General features: G+C 66.4%; 21 protein-coding genes. 6 read left to right on the forward strand and 15 right to left on the reverse strand.

Translation table 11 applies throughout. The annotated features are described in order from the left end of the window. The 15 genes from selB to AB6730_RS05625 all read right to left on the reverse strand — a co-directional run bounded on the left by selB (position 1) and on the right by AB6730_RS05625 (position 16,515). A complete protein-coding gene (gene selB / locus AB6730_RS05555) occupies positions 1 to 1,935 on the reverse strand; it encodes a selenocysteine-specific translation elongation factor (RefSeq protein ID WP_371022658.1) in 1,935 nt (644 codons plus the stop codon). Continuing rightward, the gene (selA, locus tag AB6730_RS05560) at positions 1,932 to 3,338 is read right to left on the reverse strand and encodes an L-seryl-tRNA(Sec) selenium transferase (RefSeq protein WP_371022659.1); all 1,407 of its coding nucleotides are present in this window, start codon (positions 3,336 to 3,338) and stop codon (positions 1,932 to 1,934) included. The genes selB and selA overlap by 4 nt, the downstream gene beginning before the upstream one ends. A 57-nt stretch (positions 3,339 to 3,395) precedes the next feature. Then, entirely contained in the window at positions 3,396 to 3,950 is a 555-nt protein-coding gene (locus tag AB6730_RS05565; protein WP_371022660.1) for a hypothetical protein, read from the reverse strand. Between the two features lie 260 nt (positions 3,951 to 4,210). Continuing rightward, positions 4,211 to 5,146: a formate dehydrogenase accessory protein FdhE gene (gene fdhE, locus AB6730_RS05570; protein ID WP_371022661.1), complete on the reverse strand. Its 936-nt coding sequence runs from the start codon at positions 5,144 to 5,146 to the stop codon at positions 4,211 to 4,213. Next, positions 5,143 to 5,802: a formate dehydrogenase subunit gamma gene (locus AB6730_RS05575; protein WP_371022662.1), complete on the reverse strand. Its 660-nt coding sequence runs from the start codon at positions 5,800 to 5,802 to the stop codon at positions 5,143 to 5,145. Before AB6730_RS05575 ends, fdhE begins: the two co-directional genes overlap by 4 nt. Continuing rightward, positions 5,799 to 6,725, reverse strand: a complete 927-nt coding sequence (gene fdxH / locus AB6730_RS05580) for a formate dehydrogenase subunit beta (RefSeq protein ID WP_371022663.1) — start codon at positions 6,723 to 6,725, stop codon at positions 5,799 to 5,801. Before fdxH ends, AB6730_RS05575 begins: the two co-directional genes overlap by 4 nt. Before the next feature lie 10 nt (positions 6,726 to 6,735). After that, positions 6,736 to 9,810, reverse strand: coding sequence for a formate dehydrogenase-N subunit alpha (fdnG, locus tag AB6730_RS05585; protein ID WP_371022664.1), 3,075 nt, complete (start codon positions 9,808 to 9,810; stop codon positions 6,736 to 6,738). Between the two features lie 160 nt (positions 9,811 to 9,970). Then, positions 9,971 to 10,888, reverse strand: a complete 918-nt coding sequence (gene folE2, locus AB6730_RS05590; protein WP_371022665.1) for a GTP cyclohydrolase FolE2 — start codon at positions 10,886 to 10,888, stop codon at positions 9,971 to 9,973. Next, positions 10,885 to 12,180 (reverse strand): S8 family serine peptidase, encoded by a 1,296-nt coding sequence (locus AB6730_RS05595; protein ID WP_371022666.1) that lies wholly within the window; start codon positions 12,178 to 12,180, stop codon positions 10,885 to 10,887. The genes folE2 and AB6730_RS05595 overlap by 4 nt, the downstream gene beginning before the upstream one ends. Beyond that, positions 12,177 to 12,830, reverse strand: coding sequence for an anti-sigma factor (locus AB6730_RS05600; protein ID WP_371022667.1), 654 nt, complete (start codon positions 12,828 to 12,830; stop codon positions 12,177 to 12,179). The genes AB6730_RS05595 and AB6730_RS05600 overlap by 4 nt, the downstream gene beginning before the upstream one ends. Further along, positions 12,827 to 13,411, reverse strand: coding sequence for an RNA polymerase sigma factor (locus AB6730_RS05605; protein ID WP_371022668.1), 585 nt, complete (start codon positions 13,409 to 13,411; stop codon positions 12,827 to 12,829). The genes AB6730_RS05600 and AB6730_RS05605 overlap by 4 nt, the downstream gene beginning before the upstream one ends. Before the next feature lie 70 nt (positions 13,412 to 13,481). After that, entirely contained in the window at positions 13,482 to 14,162 is a 681-nt protein-coding gene (locus AB6730_RS05610) for a hypothetical protein (protein ID WP_371022669.1), read from the reverse strand. Between the two features lie 72 nt (positions 14,163 to 14,234). Next, the gene (locus tag AB6730_RS05615) at positions 14,235 to 14,633 is read right to left on the reverse strand and encodes a cytochrome c family protein (RefSeq protein WP_371022811.1); all 399 of its coding nucleotides are present in this window, start codon (positions 14,631 to 14,633) and stop codon (positions 14,235 to 14,237) included. A 24-nt stretch (positions 14,634 to 14,657) separates the two neighbouring features. Then, positions 14,658 to 15,980: a cytochrome C gene (locus AB6730_RS05620; RefSeq protein WP_371022670.1), complete on the reverse strand. Its 1,323-nt coding sequence runs from the start codon at positions 15,978 to 15,980 to the stop codon at positions 14,658 to 14,660. A 25-nt stretch (positions 15,981 to 16,005) separates the two neighbouring features. After that, positions 16,006 to 16,515, reverse strand: coding sequence for a cytochrome b (locus tag AB6730_RS05625; protein ID WP_371022812.1), 510 nt, complete (start codon positions 16,513 to 16,515; stop codon positions 16,006 to 16,008). Between the two features lie 181 nt (positions 16,516 to 16,696). Between AB6730_RS05625 and AB6730_RS05630 the strand changes: the two genes are divergently transcribed. From AB6730_RS05630 to AB6730_RS05655, 6 genes are read left to right on the forward strand one after another with little or no spacing between them, the layout of a single operon-like run. Next, entirely contained in the window at positions 16,697 to 17,125 is a 429-nt protein-coding gene (locus AB6730_RS05630; protein ID WP_371022813.1) for an FdtA/QdtA family cupin domain-containing protein, read from the forward strand. Then, entirely contained in the window at positions 17,119 to 18,249 is a 1,131-nt protein-coding gene (locus AB6730_RS05635; protein ID WP_371022671.1) for a DegT/DnrJ/EryC1/StrS family aminotransferase, read from the forward strand. Before AB6730_RS05630 ends, AB6730_RS05635 begins: the two co-directional genes overlap by 7 nt. After that, positions 18,246 to 19,499 (forward strand): O-antigen translocase, encoded by a 1,254-nt coding sequence (locus AB6730_RS05640; RefSeq protein WP_371022672.1) that lies wholly within the window; start codon positions 18,246 to 18,248, stop codon positions 19,497 to 19,499. The genes AB6730_RS05635 and AB6730_RS05640 overlap by 4 nt, the downstream gene beginning before the upstream one ends. A gap of 2 nt (positions 19,500 to 19,501) precedes the next feature. Continuing rightward, entirely contained in the window at positions 19,502 to 20,449 is a 948-nt protein-coding gene (locus AB6730_RS05645; RefSeq protein WP_371022673.1) for a glycosyltransferase, read from the forward strand. Beyond that, positions 20,446 to 21,615: a hypothetical protein gene (locus tag AB6730_RS05650; protein ID WP_371022674.1), complete on the forward strand. Its 1,170-nt coding sequence runs from the start codon at positions 20,446 to 20,448 to the stop codon at positions 21,613 to 21,615. The genes AB6730_RS05645 and AB6730_RS05650 overlap by 4 nt, the downstream gene beginning before the upstream one ends. After that, positions 21,588 to 22,421: a Wzz/FepE/Etk N-terminal domain-containing protein gene (locus tag AB6730_RS05655; RefSeq protein WP_371022675.1), complete on the forward strand. Its 834-nt coding sequence runs from the start codon at positions 21,588 to 21,590 to the stop codon at positions 22,419 to 22,421. Before AB6730_RS05650 ends, AB6730_RS05655 begins: the two co-directional genes overlap by 28 nt. Positions 22,422 to 22,510 lie beyond the last annotated feature (89 nt).

Raw genomic sequence — 22,510 nt, forward strand, 5'->3', positions numbered from 1 at the left:
TTACGCGGTAACCGGTCCGAACAGGTCGAGGTAACGCGCCTGTATCCGGCGCAGCGTGCCGTGATTCAGGGTAACACCCTGGCGGTCGAAGAACTCCAGGATCTGGATCGCGACCTTCCGTCCGTTGTCGAGCCGGTCGCGGAACTGCGCCGCGGTGAAGCGGCCGTCCGTCGCGTGCGACGCGACGTCGGCGGCGATCAGCAGCATCTCATGCACGGTCGCGCGCAGGAAGAAGTGATCGTGCGCTACTTCGTCGACGAGGCCGACGCGCGCCGCGGACTTCATCAACTGGCGGACCTCCGCCTCCGGACGCCCGACCGCCGTGGCGATATCGCGCACGCGTGGAGGCCGGAAGCGGACGTCGCCGCCAAGCAAGGGTTCGACCGACCGCCAGGCGGCCTCGCGTTCCGGAGTCAATTGCAAGGCGTGCGAGGCCATGCGCACGAACGCGCCGTCGCGAACCACGCGGCGGGCGACGTCATCGTGTTGCAGCGCCAAGGCGAACGCGGCGGGCGACAGCCTTGGACGCAAGGCCACCCGCAGTTTTTCCCGGCCGATGCCTTGCACGTCCGGATGGGCCGCATGGAAGGCCTCGAGGCGTTCGATCAGGGCATCGACGAAACCCCGCCAGTGCCTCTTGTCGATCGCCACGCGCTCGTCGCCCCCGTCGAACACCAGCGGTGCGAGCGCGGCGACGATGTCATCCAGCATGTTGGTCGTCAGCGCGCGATCACGCGCGAAGGCAAGCACATCCCATGCGAACGGCGGCGTATCGAGCAGCGCCGCGAGCGTCTTCCGTGGATCGTCGATCGCCAGCGCCGCTCGTTGTGCCTGTCGCTCTGGCGTGCGGCGCTGGCGCGACGGCGCGCGGAGGTCGAGGAAACGTCCGCCGCCGATGGTTCGCCGTGCGGAGACGTCGCGCAGCACGAAGCGGTCGAGCGCCGCGGCGGCGATCGGCTCGCTCAACACCAGCTGCACGTCGGCCGTGTGTCCGGGAAGCAGCTGCTCGCCTTCCAGCGGCACGACGCGCACGCCGACCTCGGCCGCGCCGTGATGCAACCGGGCAGGAAACCATGTGCCGACGGGCTTGGGTTCGCCGGCCAGGATATGCACGCTCGCGTCGATGCGACCGGTTGGCGCGTGCAGGAAAGGATCGACGAGCATGTCGCCGCGCTGGATCGCATCCTTGCTGATGCCCTCGCCCGCGAGGTTCAGCGCGCAACGATCGCCTGCGCGGCCCATCTCGACCTGTCGGTTCTGTGCATGCAGCGAACGTACGCGCGCGGTCAGTCCCGAGGGACTGAGCATGACCTGGTCCTTCACCCGCACGGTGCCGGACAATACGGTGCCGGTCACCACCACGCCGATGCCGGCAAGGGTGAACACACGATCCACCGCGAGCCGGAAACGTCCGTCCGCACGACGTTCACCGAGCGCTCGTGCCTCCATGGCGAGCCGGTCGCGCAGCGCGTCGACACCCAGGCCCGTCGTCGACGACACCGGCAGGATGTCGGCCTTCCCGAGCATCGTGCCTGCGGTCGCTTCGCGGATCTGCGCCGTCACCTCCGCCAGCCGTTCCGGCGGTACCAGGTCGACCTTGGTCAGCGCGACCAGTCCGCGCTCGATGCGCAGGAGGTCGAGGATCGCGAGGTGTTCCAACGTCTGCGGCATAACGCCATCGTCGGCGGCCACCACCAGCAGGGCGATGTCGATGCCACTCGCGCCCGCGGCCATCGTGTGCACGAATCGTTCGTGACCTGGCACGTCGACGAAGCCGAGGACGTGCCCATCGTCCAGCGGCAGATAGGCGAAGCCCAGGTCGATGGTGATGCCGCGTGCTTTTTCTTCTTTCAGGCGATCGCCGTCGACGCCGGTCAACGCCCTGACCAGGGACGTCTTGCCGTGGTCGATATGGCCGGCCGTGCCGACGATCATGGCGTGCGCGCGAGGTGAGCCAGGGTCGCCAGGAAGGCGTCCTCGTCGGTTTCCGCGAGACAGCGCAGGTCCAGGTGCAGCGCGCCTTCCCCGATGCGGCCGACGATGGGGCGCGGCAATGCGCGCAGCGCCGCCGCGAGGTTTTCCAGCGTGCGCTGGCTGCCGACCGGGCGGATCGACAGCGCGGCGCTGGCAAGCGTATCCAGCGGCAGCGCGCCGGAACCTATCTGGCTGTGGCAATCGCCGACTTCGACGACGAAGGTTTCGCCAATCCGCTCCGCGACCGGTGCCCGCAGCCGGCGCGCCTGTGCCTCGATGTCCGCGTGGATGCGCGAGAGGAAACGCAGAGTCGGCAGCCGTTCGGCAAGCCGATCGGGATCGCGATACAGGTTCAGCGTGGCCTCGATGGCGGCAAGCCGGATCTTGTCCACGCGCAAGGCGCGCTTCAGCGGGTTGCGGTTGATTTTTGCAATCAGTTCGCGGTCGCCCACGATGAAGCCTGCCTGCGGTCCGCCCAGCAATTTGTCGCCGGAGAACGTGACCAGCCGCGCGCCCTCGGCCACCGCTTCGCGCACGGTCGGTTCTCGGGCGAGTCCGTAGGGGGAGAGATCGACGAGGCTGCCCGAGCCCAGGTCGTTGAGCAGCGGCACGCCGGCCTCGTTGGCGATCGCCGCCAACTCGCGCGCCCCGACCTCGGCGGTGAAACCCTGGATGCGATAGTTCGAGGTATGCACCTTCAGAACGAGGCCGCTGCGCTCGTTGAGCGCGTCGCGGTAGTCCGCCGGATGGGTGCGATTGGTGGTGCCCACCTCGATCATCTCCGAACCGGCACGCGCCATGATGTCGGGCATGCGGAAAGCGCCGCCGATCTCGATCAGCTCGCCGCGCGACACCACCGCCTCGCGGCCGAGCGCGAAGGTGTTGAGGCAGAGCAGGACGGCCGCGGCATTGTTGTTGACCACGGTGGCATCTTCCGCGCCGGTCAGTTCGCGAAGGAGGGCGCGCAGGTGGTCGTCGCGTTCGCCGCGCGCGCCGCTGGACAGGTCGAACTCCAGCGCCACCGCGTGGCGCATCGCTTCCACCGCCGCGTCGATGGCGGCTTCGGCGAGTACCGCGCGGCCCAGGTTGGTGTGCAGCACGGTGCCGGTGAGATTGAACAGCGGGCGCAGGCCCGGCATCCTCGCTTCGAGCAGCCCCCGCGCCCGTTGCGCGATTTCAGCTGCGCTGGGGGCTTCCGCAGGGGACAGGCGAAGGGCATTCCGTGCGTCGTCGATGACCTGACGGATAGCCTCGGTGGTGGCGGCACGTCCGTGGCGCTCCAACACCAAGGCTACCTCTGGGGTCGCCAGCACGGCGGCTACCGCAGGCAGGTTGCGCAGCGAGGTTGCGTCAGGTCCGGACATGCTTCGTATGCTGAGGTGCCGGCCGTGTAGGGTCAAGGAAAACCCTCCATCTCCCCCTCAGGAAGTCGGCTTGACCGGCCCCGGTATGTAGATGGTCGTTTCGTTGGATTCGATGTACTTGAGCGTATTTTTCCTGAAGTCTTGGAATTCCTTGTCGGTCACGACATACCGATCGGGTGTGCGATCGAGCGACAAGGTGAACTTCACCGAGAATGCGCCACCCGCTCCGTAGTCGTATTCGTAGGTGAGGTCTACTTCCTTCTCAATACTTTCCCCACTTTGCAGAACGAAAAAATAGTTGGAGAGGATTCGTGAGATGTTGACTGAGCGACCGATATATCGGGAAACCTCGCCCGCGCCGTTCTTTACTTCGTACTGGGATTTCGGAAGACGCCCATCGGACATGACGAATGGAGTGTCCCATTTCATGATGGCAACCGGTTCGTCCCCTATGTTGTGCAAAGTCAGCTTCACGATAGCCGAGCGTCGGCTATCCGACGCGTAAGGAGTCTCCAGTTTCGCTGTCAGGCGTTGCTCGGCCAAGCTAACAGGACTTGTCGTTAGTGCTCCCACGCTCCAGCCGAGCAAAACCAACATACGTTTCCACTTCATATTCTATCCCTGCCTTTGATCATTCCCCGGAGCGTCGATACGCACCAGTCGCCTTTCGGGCGACCGCCGAAGCTACGCCCAGGAATGAAGCAAACACATGGAAGGATTCTGAGAAAGTTGATGTATTCGACGCTCTGTGACCTGTGTCACAGAGCCGACTGGATTGACCACGTGGCTGCCCGGACATCACATCGAACGGCCGCTCCCTTGCTCCCCGTGAGGTTGGCCGAACAAGGGCCGTGCAGCCGTACCGGAGGTTTTTAGCCTTCACCAGCCAACAGCAACGGGTTCGGCGCATGCCGCGCGAAACCGGCCTCGGCGATCAACAGGTCCAGTCCCAGCGAAGCGAGGTCGTCCGCGAACGGATCGGCCTGCATGTCGTGCACCTGGAAGAACAGCTTGGAATACGTGTGGCAGTCGGCGCAGGTCTCGGCCTTGACCAGGCCGTTGTCGCCTTCGATGGATTGGAGCGAAAGGTGACGCGTGCCACCGCAGGTGATGCATACGGCGCGTACGTGGTTCCACGCGGTGGAACACATCGAGCAGTGCAGGTAGCGCGTGCCGGGCGTGGTGCCGCTTGCGGTGATCACGCCAGAAACCGACGGTGAACCACAGCACGGACAGAGGCCGCGTTCCTCGAGAAGACGAAGTTCGTCGACATTGAGCCGGGCGGCGGAACAGGTGAAGTACACCTGCAAGGCCGCCGCGACGAAGACGGCCGCGGCCGCGTCGGTGGTGCTCACGCGGCCGCGCAGGAAGTTGTCGGCCAGCCTGTCCAGCGTGGCGTCGTCGCCACGTCGCAAGGCTTCCATGGCGTCGAGGGCGGGGGGTGGCAACCCCGCGACGTCGATACGATCGAGCAGCAGCATCAACCCGCCGCGCCATGAAACGTCACGGCGATGGCCGTCGGCGGCCAGCGGCGGCAATCGCGCCTCCGTCGCCTGCGCCACGGTATCGGTCCCGAGCGTGGCGGCGGGGCCGAGCGTCGTTGCGACGGCGTGCTGCGCGCGTGCCAGTCCCGCCATGAAACGCAGCCACGCTTCCATCGGATGGCCCGCCGCGAGCTCGTCGAGCCGTTTCGCGGTCGCCGCGAAGCGTCGCGACGGATCGGCGAGCACGATCGGATCGGGAGCCTTCACGCCTGCGTGGGAGGGGCCGCTCCACTTGGCGTTGGGTGGTGCCTCGGCTTGCTTCACGTATCTTTCCTGGGCGGGGTCTTGCCGCGCTGGCCGGAAGCCAGTTCCAAGAACCACTTGCGATGATGATGCCAGGCCCAGCCCGGGGTGACATAGCCCTGGGTCATGCTGCGCACCGAGTTGCGAATCCAGATGGCTGCATAGACATGGGCCACCCAGACGAGGATGGCCGCGATGGCCGCCAGGCTATGGATGAGCACGGCCACGCGTTGCACCTCGATCGAGGTGGCCTCGCCGAAATAGACTTCCCAGATCAGCAGCCCGGTGATGAACAGCACCGGGATCAACAGCGTCATCGCCCAGAACACCGCCTTCTGACCACTGTTGTTGCGGCCGATCGGAGGTACGTGTTCATCATCGTTGGTGACGACCTGGACGATCGCCTTCGACCAGGCGATGTCCTCACGTGCCGGAAGGTTGATGCGCCAGAACTGGATGATCATGCCGATCCAGCTGAGCATGAAGAGGACGCCGAACCACGGATGCGCCGCCCGCGCCCATTGCCCGCCGCCGAACAGGCCGGACAGGAAGAACAGCATCGGATGGAACATGGACAGCCCCGACAGGAGCAACAGGATGAAAAGCCCGGCGTTGGTCCAGTGGTTGATCCGGTTGACCGTCGTGTAGCGGGTGATCGCGTACTTCGGGCGGGTCATGACTTCTCCTCCGGGTCCGGTTCGCGTTCTCCACGCAGGGCACGCGCGGCCTCTTCCTCGTCCTCTTCCGTGACTTCGTTCGGGCCGACGGTGATCCAGTGGAAGAAACCGGCGATGGCGGCGAAGGCGATGCCCGCCACGGCCAACGGCTTGATGATGCCTTTCCACGCCTCGACCACCGGGCTGATGCGCGGCTTGTCGGGCAGGCCGGAATAGAGCGACGGCTTGTCCGCATGGTGCAGCACGTACATCACGTGCGTGCCGCCGACCTCCTTCGGATCGTACAGGCCGGCATTCTCGAAGCCACGTGATTTCAGGTCCTCGATGCGTTCACCGGCCCAGTGGGTCATGTCGCTCTTGGAACCGAACATGATGGCGCCGGTGGGGCAGGCCTTGACGCAGGCAGGCTCCAGCCCGACCGAGACGCGGTCGGAACAGAGCGTGCACTTGTACGACTTGTGGTCCTTCTTGCTGATCCGGGGAACGTCGAACGGACAGCCCTTCACGCAGTAGCCGCAGCCGATGCACTTGTCGCTGATGAAGTCGACGATGCCGTTGGCGTACTGCACGATCGCGCCGGGCGCCGGGCACGCCTTCAGGCAGCCCGGGTCCTCGCAATGCATGCAGCCGTCCTTGCGGATCAGCCATTCGAGGTTGCCCTGTTCGTTCTCGTACTCGGCGAACTTCATCAGGGTCCATACGCTCGGCCCCAGGTCCATCGGGTTCTCGTAGGAACCCTCGAAGTGTCCGATCTCCGGACGCAGGTCGTTCCACTCCATGCAGGCCGACTGGCAGGCCTTGCAGCCGATGCAGCGGCTCACGTCGATGAGCTTGGCGACCTGGTCCTCGTGGCTGCGCGCCACGGGGGGCGTCATCGTCGAGGCCGAGCGCCGGACATAGTCTTGGGATTGCAGGTCTGACATGTCGTGGGCCTCAGGCTGCGACCGGTGCGCTGGTCTTTTCGACGTTCACCAGGAACGCCTTGAACTCCGGCGTCTGCGTATTGGCGTCGCCGACGGACGGCGTCAGCGTGTTCGCGCCGTAGCCCTTCCGGGCCTGGCCGGTGAAGCCCCAATGCAACGGCACGCCGATCACGTGGGCAGGCTTGCCGTCCACGATGAGCGGCTTGATGCGCTTGGTCACATAGGCCTTGCACACCACTTCGCCACGCTTGGACGACACCTTCACCCAGCCGCCTTGCTCGATGCCCTTCTCCTTCGCCAGGACCTCGCCGATCTCCACGAATTCCTCCGGCTGGAGGATCGCGTTGATCAGCGCGTGCTTGGTCCAGAAATGGAAATGCTCGGTGAGGCGGTACGTGGTCGCCACGTACGGGAAGTCCTTGGCGTTTCCGAAGGCGGAGCGGTCGTCGGCGAAGACGCGGGCCACCGGGTTGTTATTGACCTTCGGATGCAGCACGTTGTCCACCGGCGATTCCATCGGCTCGTAGTGCTCGGGGAACGGGCCTTCCGCCATCAGGTTGCGGGCGAACAGGCGACCCATGCCTTCGGCGTTCATGATGAAGGGGCCGACGCCGTCGGAGGGCTTCACGGTCGGGCCATAGTCGGGCACGTCGATGCCGACCCAGCGCGTGCCGTTCCATTCGATCACCGGCTTCTTGGGGTTCCAGGCCTTGCCTTCGAGGTTCGCGCTGGCGCGGTTGTAGAGGATGCGGCGGTTGGCCGGCCACGCCCACGCCCAGTTCGGGGCGATGCCTTGCTCACGAGGATCGGTCGCATCGCGGCGGGCCATCTGGTTGCCCTTCTCGGTGAACGAACCGGTGAAGATCCAGCAACCCGACGCGGTCGTGCCGTCGTCGCGCAATTGCGCGAAGGCGTCGAGCAGCGTGCCGGCCTTGGTCGTCACGCCCGTGGCCGGGTCGGTGATGTCGACCAGCGCACGGCCGTTCATGTCCTTGGCCAGTTCCTCCGGGTCCGGTGCGACCGGATCGGTGTACTTCCAGGTGACGTTTAGGATCGGATCGGGGAAGGCGCCGCCTTCCTTGCGATACAACTCGCGCAGGCGATGGAAGATGCCGCTCATGATCCAGATATCGGACATGGCTTCGCCCGGCGCCTCGGCCGCCTTCCAGTGCCATTGCAGCCAGCGCGCCGAATTGACCAGCGAACCGTTTTCCTCGGCGAAGCAGGTGGTCGGCAACTGGAACACCTCGGTCTGGATCTCGGCGGGCTTGGCCGGATTCTGCGGACCGAAGTCCTGCCAGAAGCGCGAGGTCTCCGTATCCAGCGGGTCCATGGTGACGAGGAACTTCAGCTTGCTCAGGCCACGGCGGATCTTGCCGCGGTCGGGGAACGCCTGCAGGGGGTTGAAGCCCTGGCAGATATAGCCGTTCATCTGCCCCGCGTTCATCATCTCGAACGCCTTGATGATGTCGTACAGGGGCACGTCGAGCTTGGGCAACCAGTCGTAGGCCCAGTTGTTCTCCTGCGTGGCGGCATCGCCATACAAGGACTTCTGCAGGCTGACCACGAACTTGCGGTAGTTCTGCCAGTAGCTGGTCTGGCCAGGACGCAAGGGCTTGAACAGCTTCGTCGACATGTATTCGTCGAAGCTGGTTTCCTTGTCGTTGGGCAGGGTCAGGTAGCCGGGCATCTGGTTGGACAGCAGGCCGACGTCGGTCAGCCCCTGGATGTTGGAATGCCCGCGCAGCGCGTTCATGCCGCCGCCGGCCACGCCGATGTTGCCCAGCAGCAGCTGGATCATGGCCATGGCGCGGATGTTCTGCGCACCCACCGTGTGCTGCGTCCAGCCCAGCGCGAACAGGCTGGTCATGGCCTTGTCGGGCGCGGCGGTGCTCGCGAACAACTCGCAGATGTGCAGGAACTTGTCCTGCGGCGTGCCCGTGATGCGCGAGACCATTTCCGGCGTGTACCGGGCCACGTGCTGCTTGAGCAGGTTTATGACACAGCGCGGGTCCTGCCAGGTGTCGTCCGTCTTGGCAAAACCCTGCTCGTCCAGTTCGTAGTCCCAACTCGACTTGTCATAGCTATGGGTTTCGCTGTTGTAGCCGCTGAACAGGCCGTCCTGGAAGTCGAAGCCATCCTTCACGATCAGGCCGGCGTTGGTATACGCGCGGACGTACTCGTGCTGGATCGCATCTTTTTCCAGCAGGTAGCGCATCACGCCACTCAGGAACGCGATGTCCGTGCCCGGCCGGATGGGGGCGTAGTAATCGGCCACGGAGGCCGTGCGGGTGAAGCGCGGATCGACCACGACGAGCTTGGCGCCGTTCTCGATCTTCGCCTCGATCACCCACTTGAATCCGCAGGGATGCGCTTCGGCGGCATTGCCACCCATCACCAGGACGACGTTGGCGTTCCTGATGTCCTGCCAGGTGTTGGTCATCGCACCGCGACCGAATGATGGGGCCAGACTGGCCACCGTCGGTCCGTGTCAGACGCGCGCCTGGTTGTCGAACACCACCATGCCGAGGGAGCGGGCGACCTTCCAGGTGAGGAAGGCGGTTTCACTGGACGAGGCCGAGGCCGCCAGCATGCCGGTGCTGGTCCAGCGATTGACCGTGGTGCCGGCCGCGTTCGTGGCGATGAAGTGCTTGTCGCGGTCTTCCTTCATCAACCGGGCGATACGGTCGAGGGCGAAGTCCCAGGAGACGTCCTTGAACTCGGTGCCTCCCGGTTCGCGATAGCGCGGCGTCTTCAGGCGGGTAGGCGCATGCACGATATCGAGCAGGGCCGAGCCCTTCGGGCACAGGGTGCCGCGGTTCACCGGATGGTCCGGATCGCCCTCGATGTGGATGATGTTCGAGAGGGCGTTCTTCGCCCGGTCGCCCATGCTGTAGATGAGGATTCCGCAGGCGACCGAGCAATACGTACAAGTATTGCGTGTTTCAGTCGCGTGGGTGAGCTTGAAGGGACGGACGGCGGCGGCTTGCGCCACGCCCGATCCCCCGAAGCCGAGCATGCCCATGCTGGACGCTGCCAGGCCCAGGCCGGTGAACTTGATGAACTCGCGGCGGGTGAGTGCCATCGCTTGAGCTCCCGAGGAACTTGGCTAGACGTACCGCCTTGTCCAGGCGGGGACGCGGCCCCGGGATCGTCATGGAATGACGGGACGGGCCGCTCATTCAGGAAGGTACATGAAGTTCCCCCTCGGGTCGATGACGTTTTTGCACGTTTCCGCCGTCACGTTAGGCGCTCGTGAAAGCCACCGCATCGTGCGCGTGCAAGCTCTCCTGGTGTTCCAGCCGGACCCGGAAGCCAGCCAGGTCCGCGTCGCCGTCGAGTACCCGCTGTATCCGTCGCGCCGCATCCTCGCAGAACATGAGGTTGCCGCCGTTGGCCAGCGCGAAAGCCTGTTCGTCCTCGCGCTTGACCGCGGTCTGCACGGGCGTGCCGAGTGCCCCTTCGACCGCATCCAGCAAGCCGATGAGGTTCGGCGTGGCGCCCGCGGCGTAGCGCACCTGCAGGCGTGCCACGCTGCGCTGCGCATGAGGGGTGGCGACAATGCCCTGCTCGCTGCCCAGCCATGCCAGCACGGCGGCGCGGTCCAGCGGGGAGTCCACCGCGAAGTCGGTGGCGAACCGCTCCTGGATAAGTTGGCGCGCCAGGGCCGCGGACGCGGGGCAGGTGGACGAATAGGTCACTTCCGTCGTCAGGCCGAGATGGAATCCCCGCGCGTCCCGCGTGGCCTCGATCGTCACGGGATACGCCCGCCATCCGCTGTTGTCGCTGCGCAACGCGCGCCGGCGCACGAGGTGCTGGAAGCGGATGTCCACGCGGGCGCTATCCGCCAGCCCTTCGTGGGAATCGAGGAAGGCCTGCAGCATGGCGTCGAGCGTTCCCGTGTCCAGGCCGCGCGTGCCCAGGTATTCGTCCACCATCAGGTAGAGCCGTGACATGTGGATGCCGCGCACGTCCGGCCGCACCAGGTTGACGAAGGCACCGATCTTCGCCGCCGCGACCTGCGGCACGCCGTCACCGGCGTCGAACCTGACGGGGGCGTCGATGCCGTCCATGCCCACCCAGTCGAGTGGAGCGCCGAAACGCGGAGCGGTCTGGGTGGCGACATCGGGCATCGCGCCCGTCGTGTCCGAAAGGATCTTCATGGAGTTTCGCTCGTTCGCAACGCGGCGACCGCCGAGGCGGCGTTCACCTCGAGCATGCCGTTGGTGACGGTGCTCGTGCGTAGCAGGATGTCGCGCGCCGTGCGGGCGTCGAGCCGCGGTGCCAGTGACAGCAGCAGCGCGACGATACCGCTCACGTGGGCCGTCGCCATCGACGAGCCGGAGGTGAAGTCGTATCCCCCACCGGGCTGGGTGGTGAGGATGTCGTTGCCCGGTGCGCTCACGATGCCCGCCGGAGCCGGGGTGGTCGCGCTGGAACGCACCACGATGACACCGGGCGCATTGTCCGGAAAGCCGCCCGTGGCACCGTCGGGCGGCAGCGCCGCGACCACGATGCGGCCCTGGCCCACGAGTTGCGCCAGCAACTTGCCGAGCAGGGGATCGGCCGGGCCGCCCAGGCTGAGGTTGACGATGCGTGCATCGGTATCGTTGACGGCGGCGAGGGCCTTGGCCAGCGTGAACGAGTTGCAACGCGCCGCGCGCTGGCCGGGTGGATACCAGCAGGCCTTGTAGATGCTGAGCCGCGACTTCGGCGCGATGCCCACCATGCCCTGGCGGTTGTCAGCTACCGCGGCGATCACGCCCGCCACCTCGGTGCCATGGCGGTCGTGGTTGAACGCGGAGGTGTCGTTGTCGACGGCATCGCCGCTGTCGTGGACGTGCCCTTGCAGGTCGGGATGCGACATGTCGACGCCGGTGTCGACGATCGCCACGTGCACGCCCTGGCCTTGTGTCGTGGCATGCGCCACGGCGGCTCGCGTCTCCACGAAACCGCGCTGCAGGTCCGTGTAAGGATCGTTGTATTTCTTCCCCTCCGGCGGGGCATCCGAATAGACGGAATAGTCCTGCAACGCCTGCGCCAGTTGCACGCGGCCATCGTTGGCCAGCTGCGCGACCAGGGCGTCGCGGTCGGCCCCCGGCGGCGGTTTCAGCACCACGCAGTACGCACCCAGCGCCTTGATCGGCCAGCCGGCGACCTCGCGCATGCCGTAGGCGCGCTTGATGTCGGACAGCACCGAAACGGCACGCTGCCCCGCGCCGTAGCTCGCCGAGGGCGCATAGCCGAGCAGGTTGGAACCGGCGTGCGTCGAGGCCGGTTCCAACGGGTTGGCCACGACCAGCACGATGTCGCGTTCGCTGTCCATCGAGGCAACGCCACCGGCGGAGGCCGGTGTGGCATCCACGCCGGATGCCTGCGGCCGGTCCGGTCGCACCGGTGCGCAGGCGGCGAGGGTGGATAGCAGCAACGCCAGGACGAGGGAGGCTTGCTTCATGGGGTATCGGTGACGGGTTCCGCGAACCGGATGCCCGGATCGGCGCGCAGGCCTTGCAGGGTCTGCGGCGTCGGCGCGCTGCCGTCGGTGGACACCAGCGTGTACGCACCCACGTCGTTAGGGCCACCGATCACGCGCAGGTGGTACTGGCGCAGCAGGGTGTTCCATTCGGCCACCTTCAGTGTCGCCACGGGTACCACGTGGAGCGAGCCGGGCGCCGCGGGGGCGGCTTCCTGGCTCAGCGTGCGATACACCGGTGCGGCGGCATGGCCGGCGCCGTCGCCACCGAGCTTGATCCCCAGCACGCCGATCCCGACGGCCTGGACCAATACCGCGGCGACCAGTGCGCGGGTCACCCAGTGGGACGATGCCGCGCGGCGCGACGGAGCAGCCTGCTGCGGGTCCGCTTCATCGATGCGCGACAGCAGGCGGGCGAGCCCCGCTTCGGCGTCGATATCCAGTTCGGGCGACAGCGCCAACGCGGCCCGCAGCCGTTCCTGTTGCGCGAATTCCTCGCGGCAGGCCTGGCACTCGGCCAGGTGCATGTTCAGCCAGGCGCCCTGCACGGGCGACGCGTCGCCCTGGAGTACCCAGGGCATCGCTTCCCAGGCGCGCGGGCAATCCCGGCCGATGTCCTTCTGGAAAGTCATGGCACGATCTCCCTGTTGATGGTTCGCTCGCCGGCAAGCCCCGGGAGCACGTTGCGCAGTTTTACGCGGGCATGGAAAAGCCGTGCCTTCACGGTGCCCACCGGGCATTGCATGATCGTCGCGACATCGTCGAGCGTGTGGCCGATGCCGTAGACCAGTTCGATCACGACGCGCTGGTCGGCGGAGAGACGGTCCAGGCCCTTGCCCAGCCAGTCGCGCATCTCGCGGTCTTCGCCGGGGTCGTGCGAGGGCGTGCGGTCTTCCAGCACGCTGTCCTCGTCGACCGGCTCGCTGCCGTGCTGGCGCAGCGCCTTCAGGCCGCAGCGATAGGCGATGCCCATGATCCAGGTGGACACACGGGAGTCACCCTGGAACGTGGCCGCCTTCTGCCAGGCGATCCAGAAGCAGTCGTTGATCGCTTCCTCGACGACGTCCGTGCGCCGGGTCAGGCGGGAAAGGAAGCGGACGAGCCGCCCGTGGTATCCGCGGTACATGACCGCGAGCGCGGCGCGGTCGCCGGCCGACATGCGCTGCAGCAGCATGCGGTCGACGGCGTCGGCATCGAGTTCGGCTTCGCTCATGGGCTCGGGAGGCATTCGGATAGGACTCATGAGTGCCGGGACGGGCCCCAAAGGTTGCGCCGGCTACCTTTCAGAAGGCCCACGCCACCGTCGCGACCCAGGGAGAGACCTCCGGTTGGAAGCCGTGGGTGTCGCGGTTGCTCATGATGTGGGCGAGGTCCACCCGCCATGGGCCCTCGTTCCAGGTCAGGCCCAGGTGGCCGTAGTAATAGTGGTTCGGCCAGTCGTAGCTGCGTCCCCGGGGTGGCACCAGTTCCTGGGCCACCCCGGCGCTGGCGGTGATCGAGAGGTGGCGGGCCACCGGCCAGCGCAGGCCCAGGTCGGCCGCGCCACGGGGACGTTGCCCGCCGTAGTCGTTCAGGTGCGTCGCCGACAGGCCGATGGTGACGACGTCGCGATAGATCCAGCCCACCCCGAATTCCGTGCGGTCGTAGGTTCGCGCCTGGCCGTGGCGAGGGTAGTGGTAGTAGAGAAGGTTCGACTGCATCTGCCAGTCGCTGGAAAGCGACCATGAGCGTGCCACCTGGGCGAGGGTCTCCACGATACGCCGGGGCGCCTGCAACTGCGCGCTCGCCGACGCGCCGATGGCCCATCCCCCGGGGGTGGACCACGTGCCCGCCGCTTGCAGGATGGGGCCTCGCGGGGTGATGGCTACGCCTCGATCGACCAGTTGCGAGCCGAGCGCCACCACGCCGCTCCATGCCTGCGACTGCGCCTGCGCGGGTGCCACCGCTCCCGCCGCGACGAGCATCCAGACCGCCCCGACGCGATATCGGGGCCGGGCGCATGAGGAACGCTGCTCCAGCATCGGCTGGGTTTCGCCTCAGTGGAGGGTGTCGAGATAGGAGATGAGATCGTCCAGTTGCGTGGCGTCGGTGAGGCCGTCGTATTTCATCTTGGTGCCCGGGTTGGCGATCTTCGCCGGTTGCGAAAGATACGTATGCAACTGCTGGGGCGTCCATGTCCATGGACTTTGCTTCAACGCATCGGAATAGTCGTAGTCGGTCACACTTCCGGCCTTGCGGCCGACGATACCGAACAAGCTGGGTCCTTTCTTGTTCCGCCCTTCTTTTACCGCGTGGCATTCGGCGCATTCGGACTTGAAGACGTCGGCACCGGCCTTGGCGTCGCCGGCGCGGGCAAGGGGCGATGCCAGGGCCCCGCCGCTGGCCAGCAGGGCCATGGCGGCGAGGCGCAGGCTTTGTCGCACGATCGGGTTCAACACGCTGTCGCTCCTGTGGTGGGTTTAGAAGGCGAGGCTCGCCGTCACGAAGAACGCGTTCAGATCGCCGGCATTGGTCGGCCGCGCTCCCGGTGGAGCGAAGAAGATGTCGTCGCCCCGGCCATTGAACCGGGTGAAGCGGAACCAGTTGGCCGCCAGCTTCAGGTTGGCGATCGAGGTGTAGGAGTCGTCCCTGCCGAAGGGCGTCCAGAACACCGTGAGCAGGTTGCTGGTGGTGTCCGGACTGCCCGAAGGTCCATAGCGCGCGACGTCGTTGGAGCCGGTGCTCTTCATGTGGCTCACGGAAAGGCCGTAGCTTTGCCTGAACGTGTAGGTGACGCTCGCGGTCTGGTCGTGCACGTTGCCGTGGTCACGCGCCTGCACGCCACCGATGACCGGGGCGCTGCCATAGTCGCGCCGTTCGAGGATGTTCACGTAAGCCACCTGGACGATGTGCTCGCGGTTGCCCAGGTATTGGTAGCTGAGGTCGTAGCCGAGGTCGGTGAGGTCGTCACTCGGCCCGGAACGCGGCAGCTGGCGCTTCGTCGTCAAACCGACGACGCCTGCGGAGAAAAATTGCCGCTTCATGTCCTTCATATAGGCGAGGCGGACGTAACCCGTATCGCTGAGCCGCCCGGGATCGCCGGCCACGTTGTAGCCGAGGTGGTCTTGCTGCGACGTCGGCAACGAGCGGTAGGTACCGACTTCTCCGTACCAGTTCGAATCGTAGAGGCCGTACACGCTGGCGCCGATAACCCGGTTCGCCAGCGAGTTGGGGCTGGATGGATTGAGCAGGGTGCCGGTGACGCCGGCGGGTCCCAGCGTCGAGAACGCCGGCAGCGTGCCGACGGGGTCGGTGAAGCCCGGGCTGTTGTTCACGCTCACGCCGAACAAGGCCTCCTTGCCATGGACCTTCAGTTCCTTGGCGACGAAGCGAAGGTCGATATTGCTGAGCCGGGTGTTGTAGGTGTTGTGGCCGGTGTGATCGGCTTCGATCTTCACGTAGCCGCCGACCTGGTCGGTAAGCCTTCCCGCCAGGTACAGGTCGCCTTCGCTGAGCTGGGTGCTGCTATCGCCGCGGGCCGGTGCGGAATGCGATTCGATCAATTGCATGGATAGCGGAATCTTGTGGCCCTTGCCGTCGGTATCGGTATAGCCGTTGAGCTTGAAACGCATGCCATACGGCGTGAGGGCGGGACCATAGGACCCGGCATGGCAGTCCGCGCAGGCGGCACCCGTCTGCCGTGCATAGGCGGGGATCGCGTGGGCCGCGGTGCTGGCCAGGAACAGCAGCAGCGTGGCGAGTGCGGCCCGGATGGCGTGTCGTCGGTTCGATATCGGCAACATGGCGGGTTCCTTCTTCCTTTGTCGATCAGCGGTGGCGGCGCGGGAGCATCATTCGGAGGGTGTGGTCGCGCAGCACGAAGTGGTGCCACAGGGCCGCGGCGAGGTGCAGGGTGACCAGGGCGAGCAGCGCCCATGCGGCATCCACATGCAAGGACTGCAGCGTGTCCGCCAGGTCCTCGTCTTCGCCCACGAGGGCGGGCAGGGTGAGGCCGAAGAAATGCACGGGCGTGCCCGCGGCGCTCGACATGGCCCAGCCGAGCAGGGGCAAGGCGAGCAACAAGGCGTAGAGGGCGATGTGGGTAAGCCCGGCGAGCACGCGGACGAGCCGCGAATGCTCGCCGCCGGGTGGCAGCTTGCCGTAGCGGATACGCAAGGCCACCCGGACGGCGAAGAGCAGCAGCACCAGCAGGCCCGCGTGGCGATGTCCTTCCAGCAGCCATTGGCGCAAGGCCCGCCCGTCGAGTTCGTCGCGGGTCAGGATGAAGATGGCGGCCAGCGAAACGCACAGCACCGTCAGCCAGTGCAGTGCCACCAGTTTTCGTGGCCGCGTCGGTGCCGCGTCGTCGTTGTCCACTGTCGTGCCCCATCCATCCTCGTGTTCCGCTTGAGTGCCGGGACGCGCACGGAAGGTTGTGCCGGTGGCGGACGCAACCTTCGACGAAGGCGGCGGCACTCAATCCCGACTCTCGCAGCCACTGTCACAGCCGGGCCATCGCATGGACATCCAACCGATTTCCCTGACCTCGCACGGCGATAGCCGGGGAATGCTCGTCGCGCTGGAGCAGGAGCGGAACGTGCCCTTTCCCATCCGGCGCGTGTATTACCTGTTCGCCACCACGCCCGACGTGCATCGCGGGCGTCATGCGCACCGGCGGTTGAACCAGCTGGCGGTGGCCGTGCGCGGCCGCGTCACTTTCCTTCTCGACGACGGCGACGGTCCGGTGGAGGTCGTGCTCGACGATCCCACCAAGGGACTGCTGCTGGGGGCCATGGTCTGGCGCGACCTCTACGATTTCAGCGACGACTGCGTGCTGATGGTCCTGGCCGACCAGCACTACGACCCGGATGACTACATCACCGACTACGACGATTTCCTGCGCGAGGTGCGTGGCGGTACGCGGGTGGAAGGATTGGCGGTATGGTGAGCGTCGCTACACCAGACGTACCCTTCCTCGATCTCGGTGCGGTCAATGCGCCCTATGCCGATGAACTGAAAGCGGCGGCCGGCAAGGTCGTCGATTCCGGGTGGTATGTGCTGGGTGATGAACTGGACGCTTTCGAGCGCGAGTTCGCCCGTTACTGCGGCACGGCGCACATGGTCGGCGTGGGCAACGGCCTCGACGCGTTGTCGTTGATCCTGCGCGCCTATAGGGAACGCGGCGCGCTCGCCGAAGGCGACGAAGTCATCGTGCCCGCCAACACCTTCATCGCCAGTTTCCTCGCCGTCACGGCGAACCGGCTGGTCCCGGTGCCGGTCGAGCCCGACGACGCCTCGTTCAACCTCGATCCCGCGCGCGTCGAGGCGGCGATCGGGCCGCGCACGCGGGCCATCATGGCGGTGCATCTCTACGGACGCCTGGCCGACATGCCCGCGCTCGCGGAGATCGCCCGCCGTCGTGGCCTGTTGCTGATCGAGGACGCCGCGCAAGCCCACGGCGCCTCCTGCCATGGCCGCAGGGCGGGTTCGCTGGGCGACGCAGCGGCTTTCAGCTTCTATCCCGGAAAGAACCTGGGCGCGCTCGGCGACGGCGGAGCCGTGGCCACCGACGACGAGGACCTGGCGACCCGTGTCCGTGCCCTGCGCAACTACGGCTCACCGGAGAAATACAGGCACGACACGCAGGGCGCCAATTCGCGGCTGGATGAAATGCAGGCGGCCATGCTGCGCGTGAAGCTGCGCCACCTGGACACCGACAACGCGCACCGTCGCGCGGTGGCCGAGGCCTATCTCGCGGGAATACGTCATCCGGCGATCCGCCTGCCCGCCGCCGGCGCACCCGGCACGCACGCATGGCACCTGTTCGTGGTCCGCAGCGCACGCCGCGAGGCCTTGCGCGAGCACCTCGCGCGGCAGGGCATCCAGACGCTGGTGCATTACCCGGTTCCACCGCACCGGCAACCCGCCTACGCTTCGCTGCGGAACCTTCGGCTACCGCTCACCGATCGACTCCACGCCGAAGTATTGAGCCTGCCGATGGCCGCCGTCCTGCGCGACGATCAGGTCGAGCGGGTGGTCGAGGCCTGCATGTCCTACCCGGACGATCCATGAGTTTCCTCCGCTCGGGTTTCTACGCGGCCCTGGGCACCGGCGCACGGCTGATCGCCGCGCTGGTGGTGGTGAAGCTCGTGGCCTCGTCCGCCGGTCCGGAAGGCATTGGCCGGCTGGGCCAGTTCATGAGCCTCATGTCCGTCCTGGCCGTGTTCGCGGGCGGGGGCATCAGCTCCGGCGTGGTGAAATACGTGGCCGAGTACCGCGAGGACGCGTCCCGGCTGTCCCGTCTTCTCGCCGCGGCGCTCTGGTACGCCTTGATCGCTTCCTGCGTCATGGGTGCCGCCACCTGGCTGTTCAGCCGGCAGATCGCCGCGTGGCTGATGGGCGATGCCGGCTATGCGAGCCTCGTTCGCGTGCTCGCCGTCGCGCAGCTGGGCATCGCCGTCGTCAACTACATGCTCGCCGTGGTCAACGGCTTCATGGACGTGCGCCGGCTCGCCGTCATCCAGGTGGCCGGCTCGATCCTGGCGATGCTCGCCGCGCTGTGGCTGTCCCGCTGGCTGCATCTCTACGGTGCCTTGCTCGCCCTCGTGCTGGGGCAGTCCCTGTGGTTGCTCGTGGCGTTTCCCGCGTGCTGGAAGAGCCCCTACTTCCGTCGCGGCATGCTGCGCATGCGCTTCGACCGGGAGATGACCGGACGCCTCGCCGCGTTCTCCACGATGACCCTCACCTCGGCGCTGGTACCGCCCCTGGTCAACATCGCGGTCCGCGACCATCTCGCCGCGCGCTTCGGCTGGGAGCAGGTCGGCTATTGGCAGGCCGTGAGCCGCGTTTCGGACGCGTACCTGCTGTTCCTCGTCACCGCCATCACGGTCCACTACCTGCCCAGGCTTGCCTCCACGAAAGGGAAGGCCGCGCTCGTCGCGGAATTCCGCCAGGCCTACCGTTTCCTCCTGCCCGTGGTGGTGGCGATCGCGGCCGTGGTGTACCTGATGCGCGAGCCCATCACACGTGTCCTTTTCAGTGCCGACTTCACGGCCGGGGCGAACGATCTCTACGGCCCGCAGCTGGTGGGCGACGTGTTCAAGATCGCGTCTTTCGTCCTGGCCTACCTGATGCTGGCGAAGTCGATGACCCGGCTCTTCATCGTTTCCGAGATCGTCTTCGGCGTGACCTATTTCCTGCTGGTCTGCGCCTTCACCACGACGTTCGGCGTGATCGGCGCGATGTACGCTTTCGCGGCCAACTATGCCCTCTACCTCGTCTTCAACGTCGTGGTGGTGCGGCGCTACCTGGGAGGGCTCTGACCATGCCCGCGAGTAAACCGGAACGCGTGCCGGCGCTGCCGCTCGTGTCGGTATTGATACCCGCGTTCAACCACGAGGACTTCGTGCAGCGTTGCCTGGACAGCGTGCTCGACGATCCGTATCCGGCCAAGGAGATCGTCATCATCGACGATGGATCGACGGACGGGACGGCGGAGCGGATCGAGGTATGGATCGCGACCCACGGCGAGGCCATCGCGATCGAATACGTGAGTCGCGAGAACAAGGGCATCGCGGCGACGCTGAACGAGTTGGCGGCACGCGCGCGGGGGGAGTTCCTGCGCATCGGCGCCAGCGACGATTACCTGCTACCCGGCGGTTCCGACGTCCTCGTCCGCTATCTCATCGAACACCCCCACAAGGGTGCCGCGATAGGGGACTGCATCGTCGTCGACCGGCACGGCGCGAAGATCCTCGACAGCGGCATGTCCGACCTCCATCACGCGAACAAGCGGCTGTACGGCTCCGACGACGGTATCCGGCGCGCGGTGATCAGCCACTGGGCGATCGGTGGGCCGGTCACGATGTTGCGAAAGAGCGCGCTGGAAACCGTGGCACGCTGGACGGAAGGCCTGCGCATCGACGACTGGGACCTGTTCCTGCGCCTGGCGGCGAGGGACGCCATCGGCTTCGTCGATGTAAAGGTGTGTGCTTACCGGCTGCATGGCGCGAACTTCAGCAAGACGCGCCATACCGCCACGCGTATCGTCAATCTCACCGAGGCGCGGCAGGTGGCCTTGCGCCGGCTGTGCATGTTCGACGAACCGGACCGTACCCTCCTGCGTGCCGAGGCGTTCCGCATCGGCGCCAAGATCGCCTTCCTGCAGGGACGATCGTGGTTGGTGGCGATGCAGATGACGGCTTACCTGTCGTTGCTGATGCTGTCGCGGATACGTCCCGTGCCGCATCGCCAACGGATGGGCGAAACATGAAACGCTTGCTGCGCCTGCCGTCGGCCTACCTGTGCCTGCCGCTCCTGCTCGCCTGCGGCATCACGCCGCTGACCTACGACCTGCCCGCCGGATACGGCCAGGGCATCCTGTTGCTCGTGCTCGCGGCGGGGGCCATCCTGCTGCTCGACGCCACCATGGGCATCCGCCTGCCTGCGCCCGAACGTTTCCGCGCACGGCGGTATGCCGGAACCCGCGAGGCCTTCGTGGCACTGGCATTCGCCGCGGTGGTGACGCTGTTCTGCGGCCTCGACCTCGCGCTCTTCCCCATCCCCCTGATCGACGATCCCTCGTCGTACGCGACGATGGAGCCCGGGCGCGAGCATCTGCGCCATATCTCCGACATGTGCTGGACCTTGCCCGTCATCGGCTTGTTGTGTACGCGCCATGCCGGATTGCGCTACTTGCTGCTGACGGTGGGCCTGGTGTTTCCGGTGCTCGTGATCGACCGGAACCGCATCTTCGCGGGCCTGTTCTCGATCGCCTTCATCGCGGTCTTCCGTCGTGATGCGAGCCGGCCCTTGCCCTGGAAAGCGATCGCCATGCTGGGCCTGCTCGGATGCGTCGTCTTTTCGGTGCTGGGCGCCTTGCGCTCGGGGTCGCTGGACAACGTGACGCTGCCTTTCAGCAGCCTCTACCGCGCGGCCCCGCAGGGCGTGAAGTGGCTGCTTCTTTACATCAGCGCCGGCCCCTACAACTTCGGCGCGATGCTGGCCAAGCACTATGCCAACCCGGACTTCCTCGTGCACCAGCTGATACCGGGAAGCGGCCCCTTGTCGAGCATGGACACCGACATCCCGTTCGATGCGATGAACATCAACGTGGGTACGGAGTACCTTCCTTTCCTGCTCGCCTGGGGTGCGCCGGGCGCGCTGCTTTCGATCGCGGCGGCCTACGGCCTGTTGATCTGGTGCGTGCGCCGGTTGCGTCCGAACGTGCCGCTCTTCGGACTCCTGATGTTCCTGCGCATCGCCTACGTCTCGGTGATGTCGCCCTTCGCGCCCCAGATATTCATCTGGATGAATGCCGCCTTCCTCGGCATCTGCCTGTTGTTGCAGGTACTGGCAGCGTTGCTGCCGGGCCGGACGCCATCCCCCTTCCACCCTTCCGAGTCCCCCGCATGGAACGAGCCGACGAAATCTACCTGATCGACATGTGGCGCATCGTCGCCCGCGAATGGCGCTGGTTCGCCGGCACGGCCGCCGTCGTCCTCCTGGCCACGTTCGCCTACCTCCATGCATCGCGTAGCCAATGGGAAGCGACGGCATGGATACAACTGGGCCAGCTGGGTGTCGCGCCCGCCGGTCAGGACCCGAAGGTCGAACCGTTCCAGCGCGTGCTCGAGCGGCTCGACACGGTCGGCTTCCAGAACGACGTGCTGAAGAGCGTCGGCGTTCCCGTCGAAGCACCCGAGGCGAAGCTTTACCGGCGCAGCCTGAAACTGGAGCCGTTGCCGTACGCGAGCGTGATCAAGCTCCGTCTGCGCGCCTATTCGGGACGCGATGCCGCCGAACTGGCGTCGGCGACGGTGACGGTGTTGCAGGCGATCCACCAGCGCATCGAGGCGCGACCGCTGGAACTGGCGCGCAAACGCCTGGGCGAGGTCGAGGCCAGCCTGAAGGACGCTCGCGCCGAACAGGCCAGGCTGTCCCGCGAGGCCACCGGCGGCAAGGGCGACGACGCACGCATGGCGGGTGTGCTGCTGGCCGGCGCGAACGGCGACGTCCGCACGCTCGAACAGGTTCGCAACGACCTGGTGACGCGGCTGGCGGACAACTACACCTCCGGCACGTCGATGGCCTGGCCGATCGACGTGCCCGCGGACCGGGTCTTCCCCAACGCTCCATTGACCTTGGGCATGGGCGTGCTGGCGGCGGCCTTCCTCGCCTCGCTGGCGGCCGTGGCACGGCATGCGTTGCGCCGCCGTGGTGCGGCGACGGCGAACTTCGCCTGAGTCAACCAAAGCGCGGCCAGGCGGCACACACAGGCCATACACCCATGGGTTCGGAGATCGACATGACTGGCCAGGCACGGATGGAGCGA

This window comes from Luteibacter sp. RCC_6_2 (assembly GCF_041360655.1).
Classification (GTDB): domain Bacteria; phylum Pseudomonadota; class Gammaproteobacteria; order Xanthomonadales; family Rhodanobacteraceae; genus Luteibacter.

Bases quoted from the DNA above. Each gene is read 5' to 3' on its own strand.
- selB (WP_371022658.1), bottom strand. From the start codon at position 1,935: ATGATCGTCGGCACGGCCGGCCATATCGACCACGGCAAGACGTCCCTG.
- selA (WP_371022659.1), bottom strand. From the start codon at position 3,338: ATGTCCGGACCTGACGCAACCTCGCTGCGCAACCTGCCTGCGGTAGCC.
- AB6730_RS05565 (WP_371022660.1), bottom strand. From the start codon at position 3,950: ATGAAGTGGAAACGTATGTTGGTTTTGCTCGGCTGGAGCGTGGGAGCA.
- AB6730_RS05575 (WP_371022662.1), bottom strand. From the start codon at position 5,802: ATGACCCGCCCGAAGTACGCGATCACCCGCTACACGACGGTCAACCGG.
- fdxH (WP_371022663.1), bottom strand. From the start codon at position 6,725: ATGTCAGACCTGCAATCCCAAGACTATGTCCGGCGCTCGGCCTCGACG.
- folE2 (WP_371022665.1), bottom strand. From the start codon at position 10,888: ATGAAGATCCTTTCGGACACGACGGGCGCGATGCCCGATGTCGCCACC.
- AB6730_RS05595 (WP_371022666.1), bottom strand. From the start codon at position 12,180: ATGAAGCAAGCCTCCCTCGTCCTGGCGTTGCTGCTATCCACCCTCGCC.
- AB6730_RS05600 (WP_371022667.1), bottom strand. From the start codon at position 12,830: ATGACTTTCCAGAAGGACATCGGCCGGGATTGCCCGCGCGCCTGGGAA.
- AB6730_RS05605 (WP_371022668.1), bottom strand. From the start codon at position 13,411: ATGAGCGAAGCCGAACTCGATGCCGACGCCGTCGACCGCATGCTGCTG.
- AB6730_RS05610 (WP_371022669.1), bottom strand. From the start codon at position 14,162: ATGCTCGTCGCGGCGGGAGCGGTGGCACCCGCGCAGGCGCAGTCGCAG.
- AB6730_RS05620 (WP_371022670.1), bottom strand. From the start codon at position 15,980: ATGTTGCCGATATCGAACCGACGACACGCCATCCGGGCCGCACTCGCC.
- AB6730_RS05630 (WP_371022813.1), top strand. From the start codon at position 16,697: ATGGACATCCAACCGATTTCCCTGACCTCGCACGGCGATAGCCGGGGA.
- AB6730_RS05635 (WP_371022671.1), top strand. From the start codon at position 17,119: ATGGTGAGCGTCGCTACACCAGACGTACCCTTCCTCGATCTCGGTGCG.
- AB6730_RS05640 (WP_371022672.1), top strand. From the start codon at position 18,246: ATGAGTTTCCTCCGCTCGGGTTTCTACGCGGCCCTGGGCACCGGCGCA.
- AB6730_RS05645 (WP_371022673.1), top strand. From the start codon at position 19,502: ATGCCCGCGAGTAAACCGGAACGCGTGCCGGCGCTGCCGCTCGTGTCG.
- AB6730_RS05650 (WP_371022674.1), top strand. From the start codon at position 20,446: ATGAAACGCTTGCTGCGCCTGCCGTCGGCCTACCTGTGCCTGCCGCTC.
- AB6730_RS05655 (WP_371022675.1), top strand. From the start codon at position 21,588: ATGGAACGAGCCGACGAAATCTACCTGATCGACATGTGGCGCATCGTC.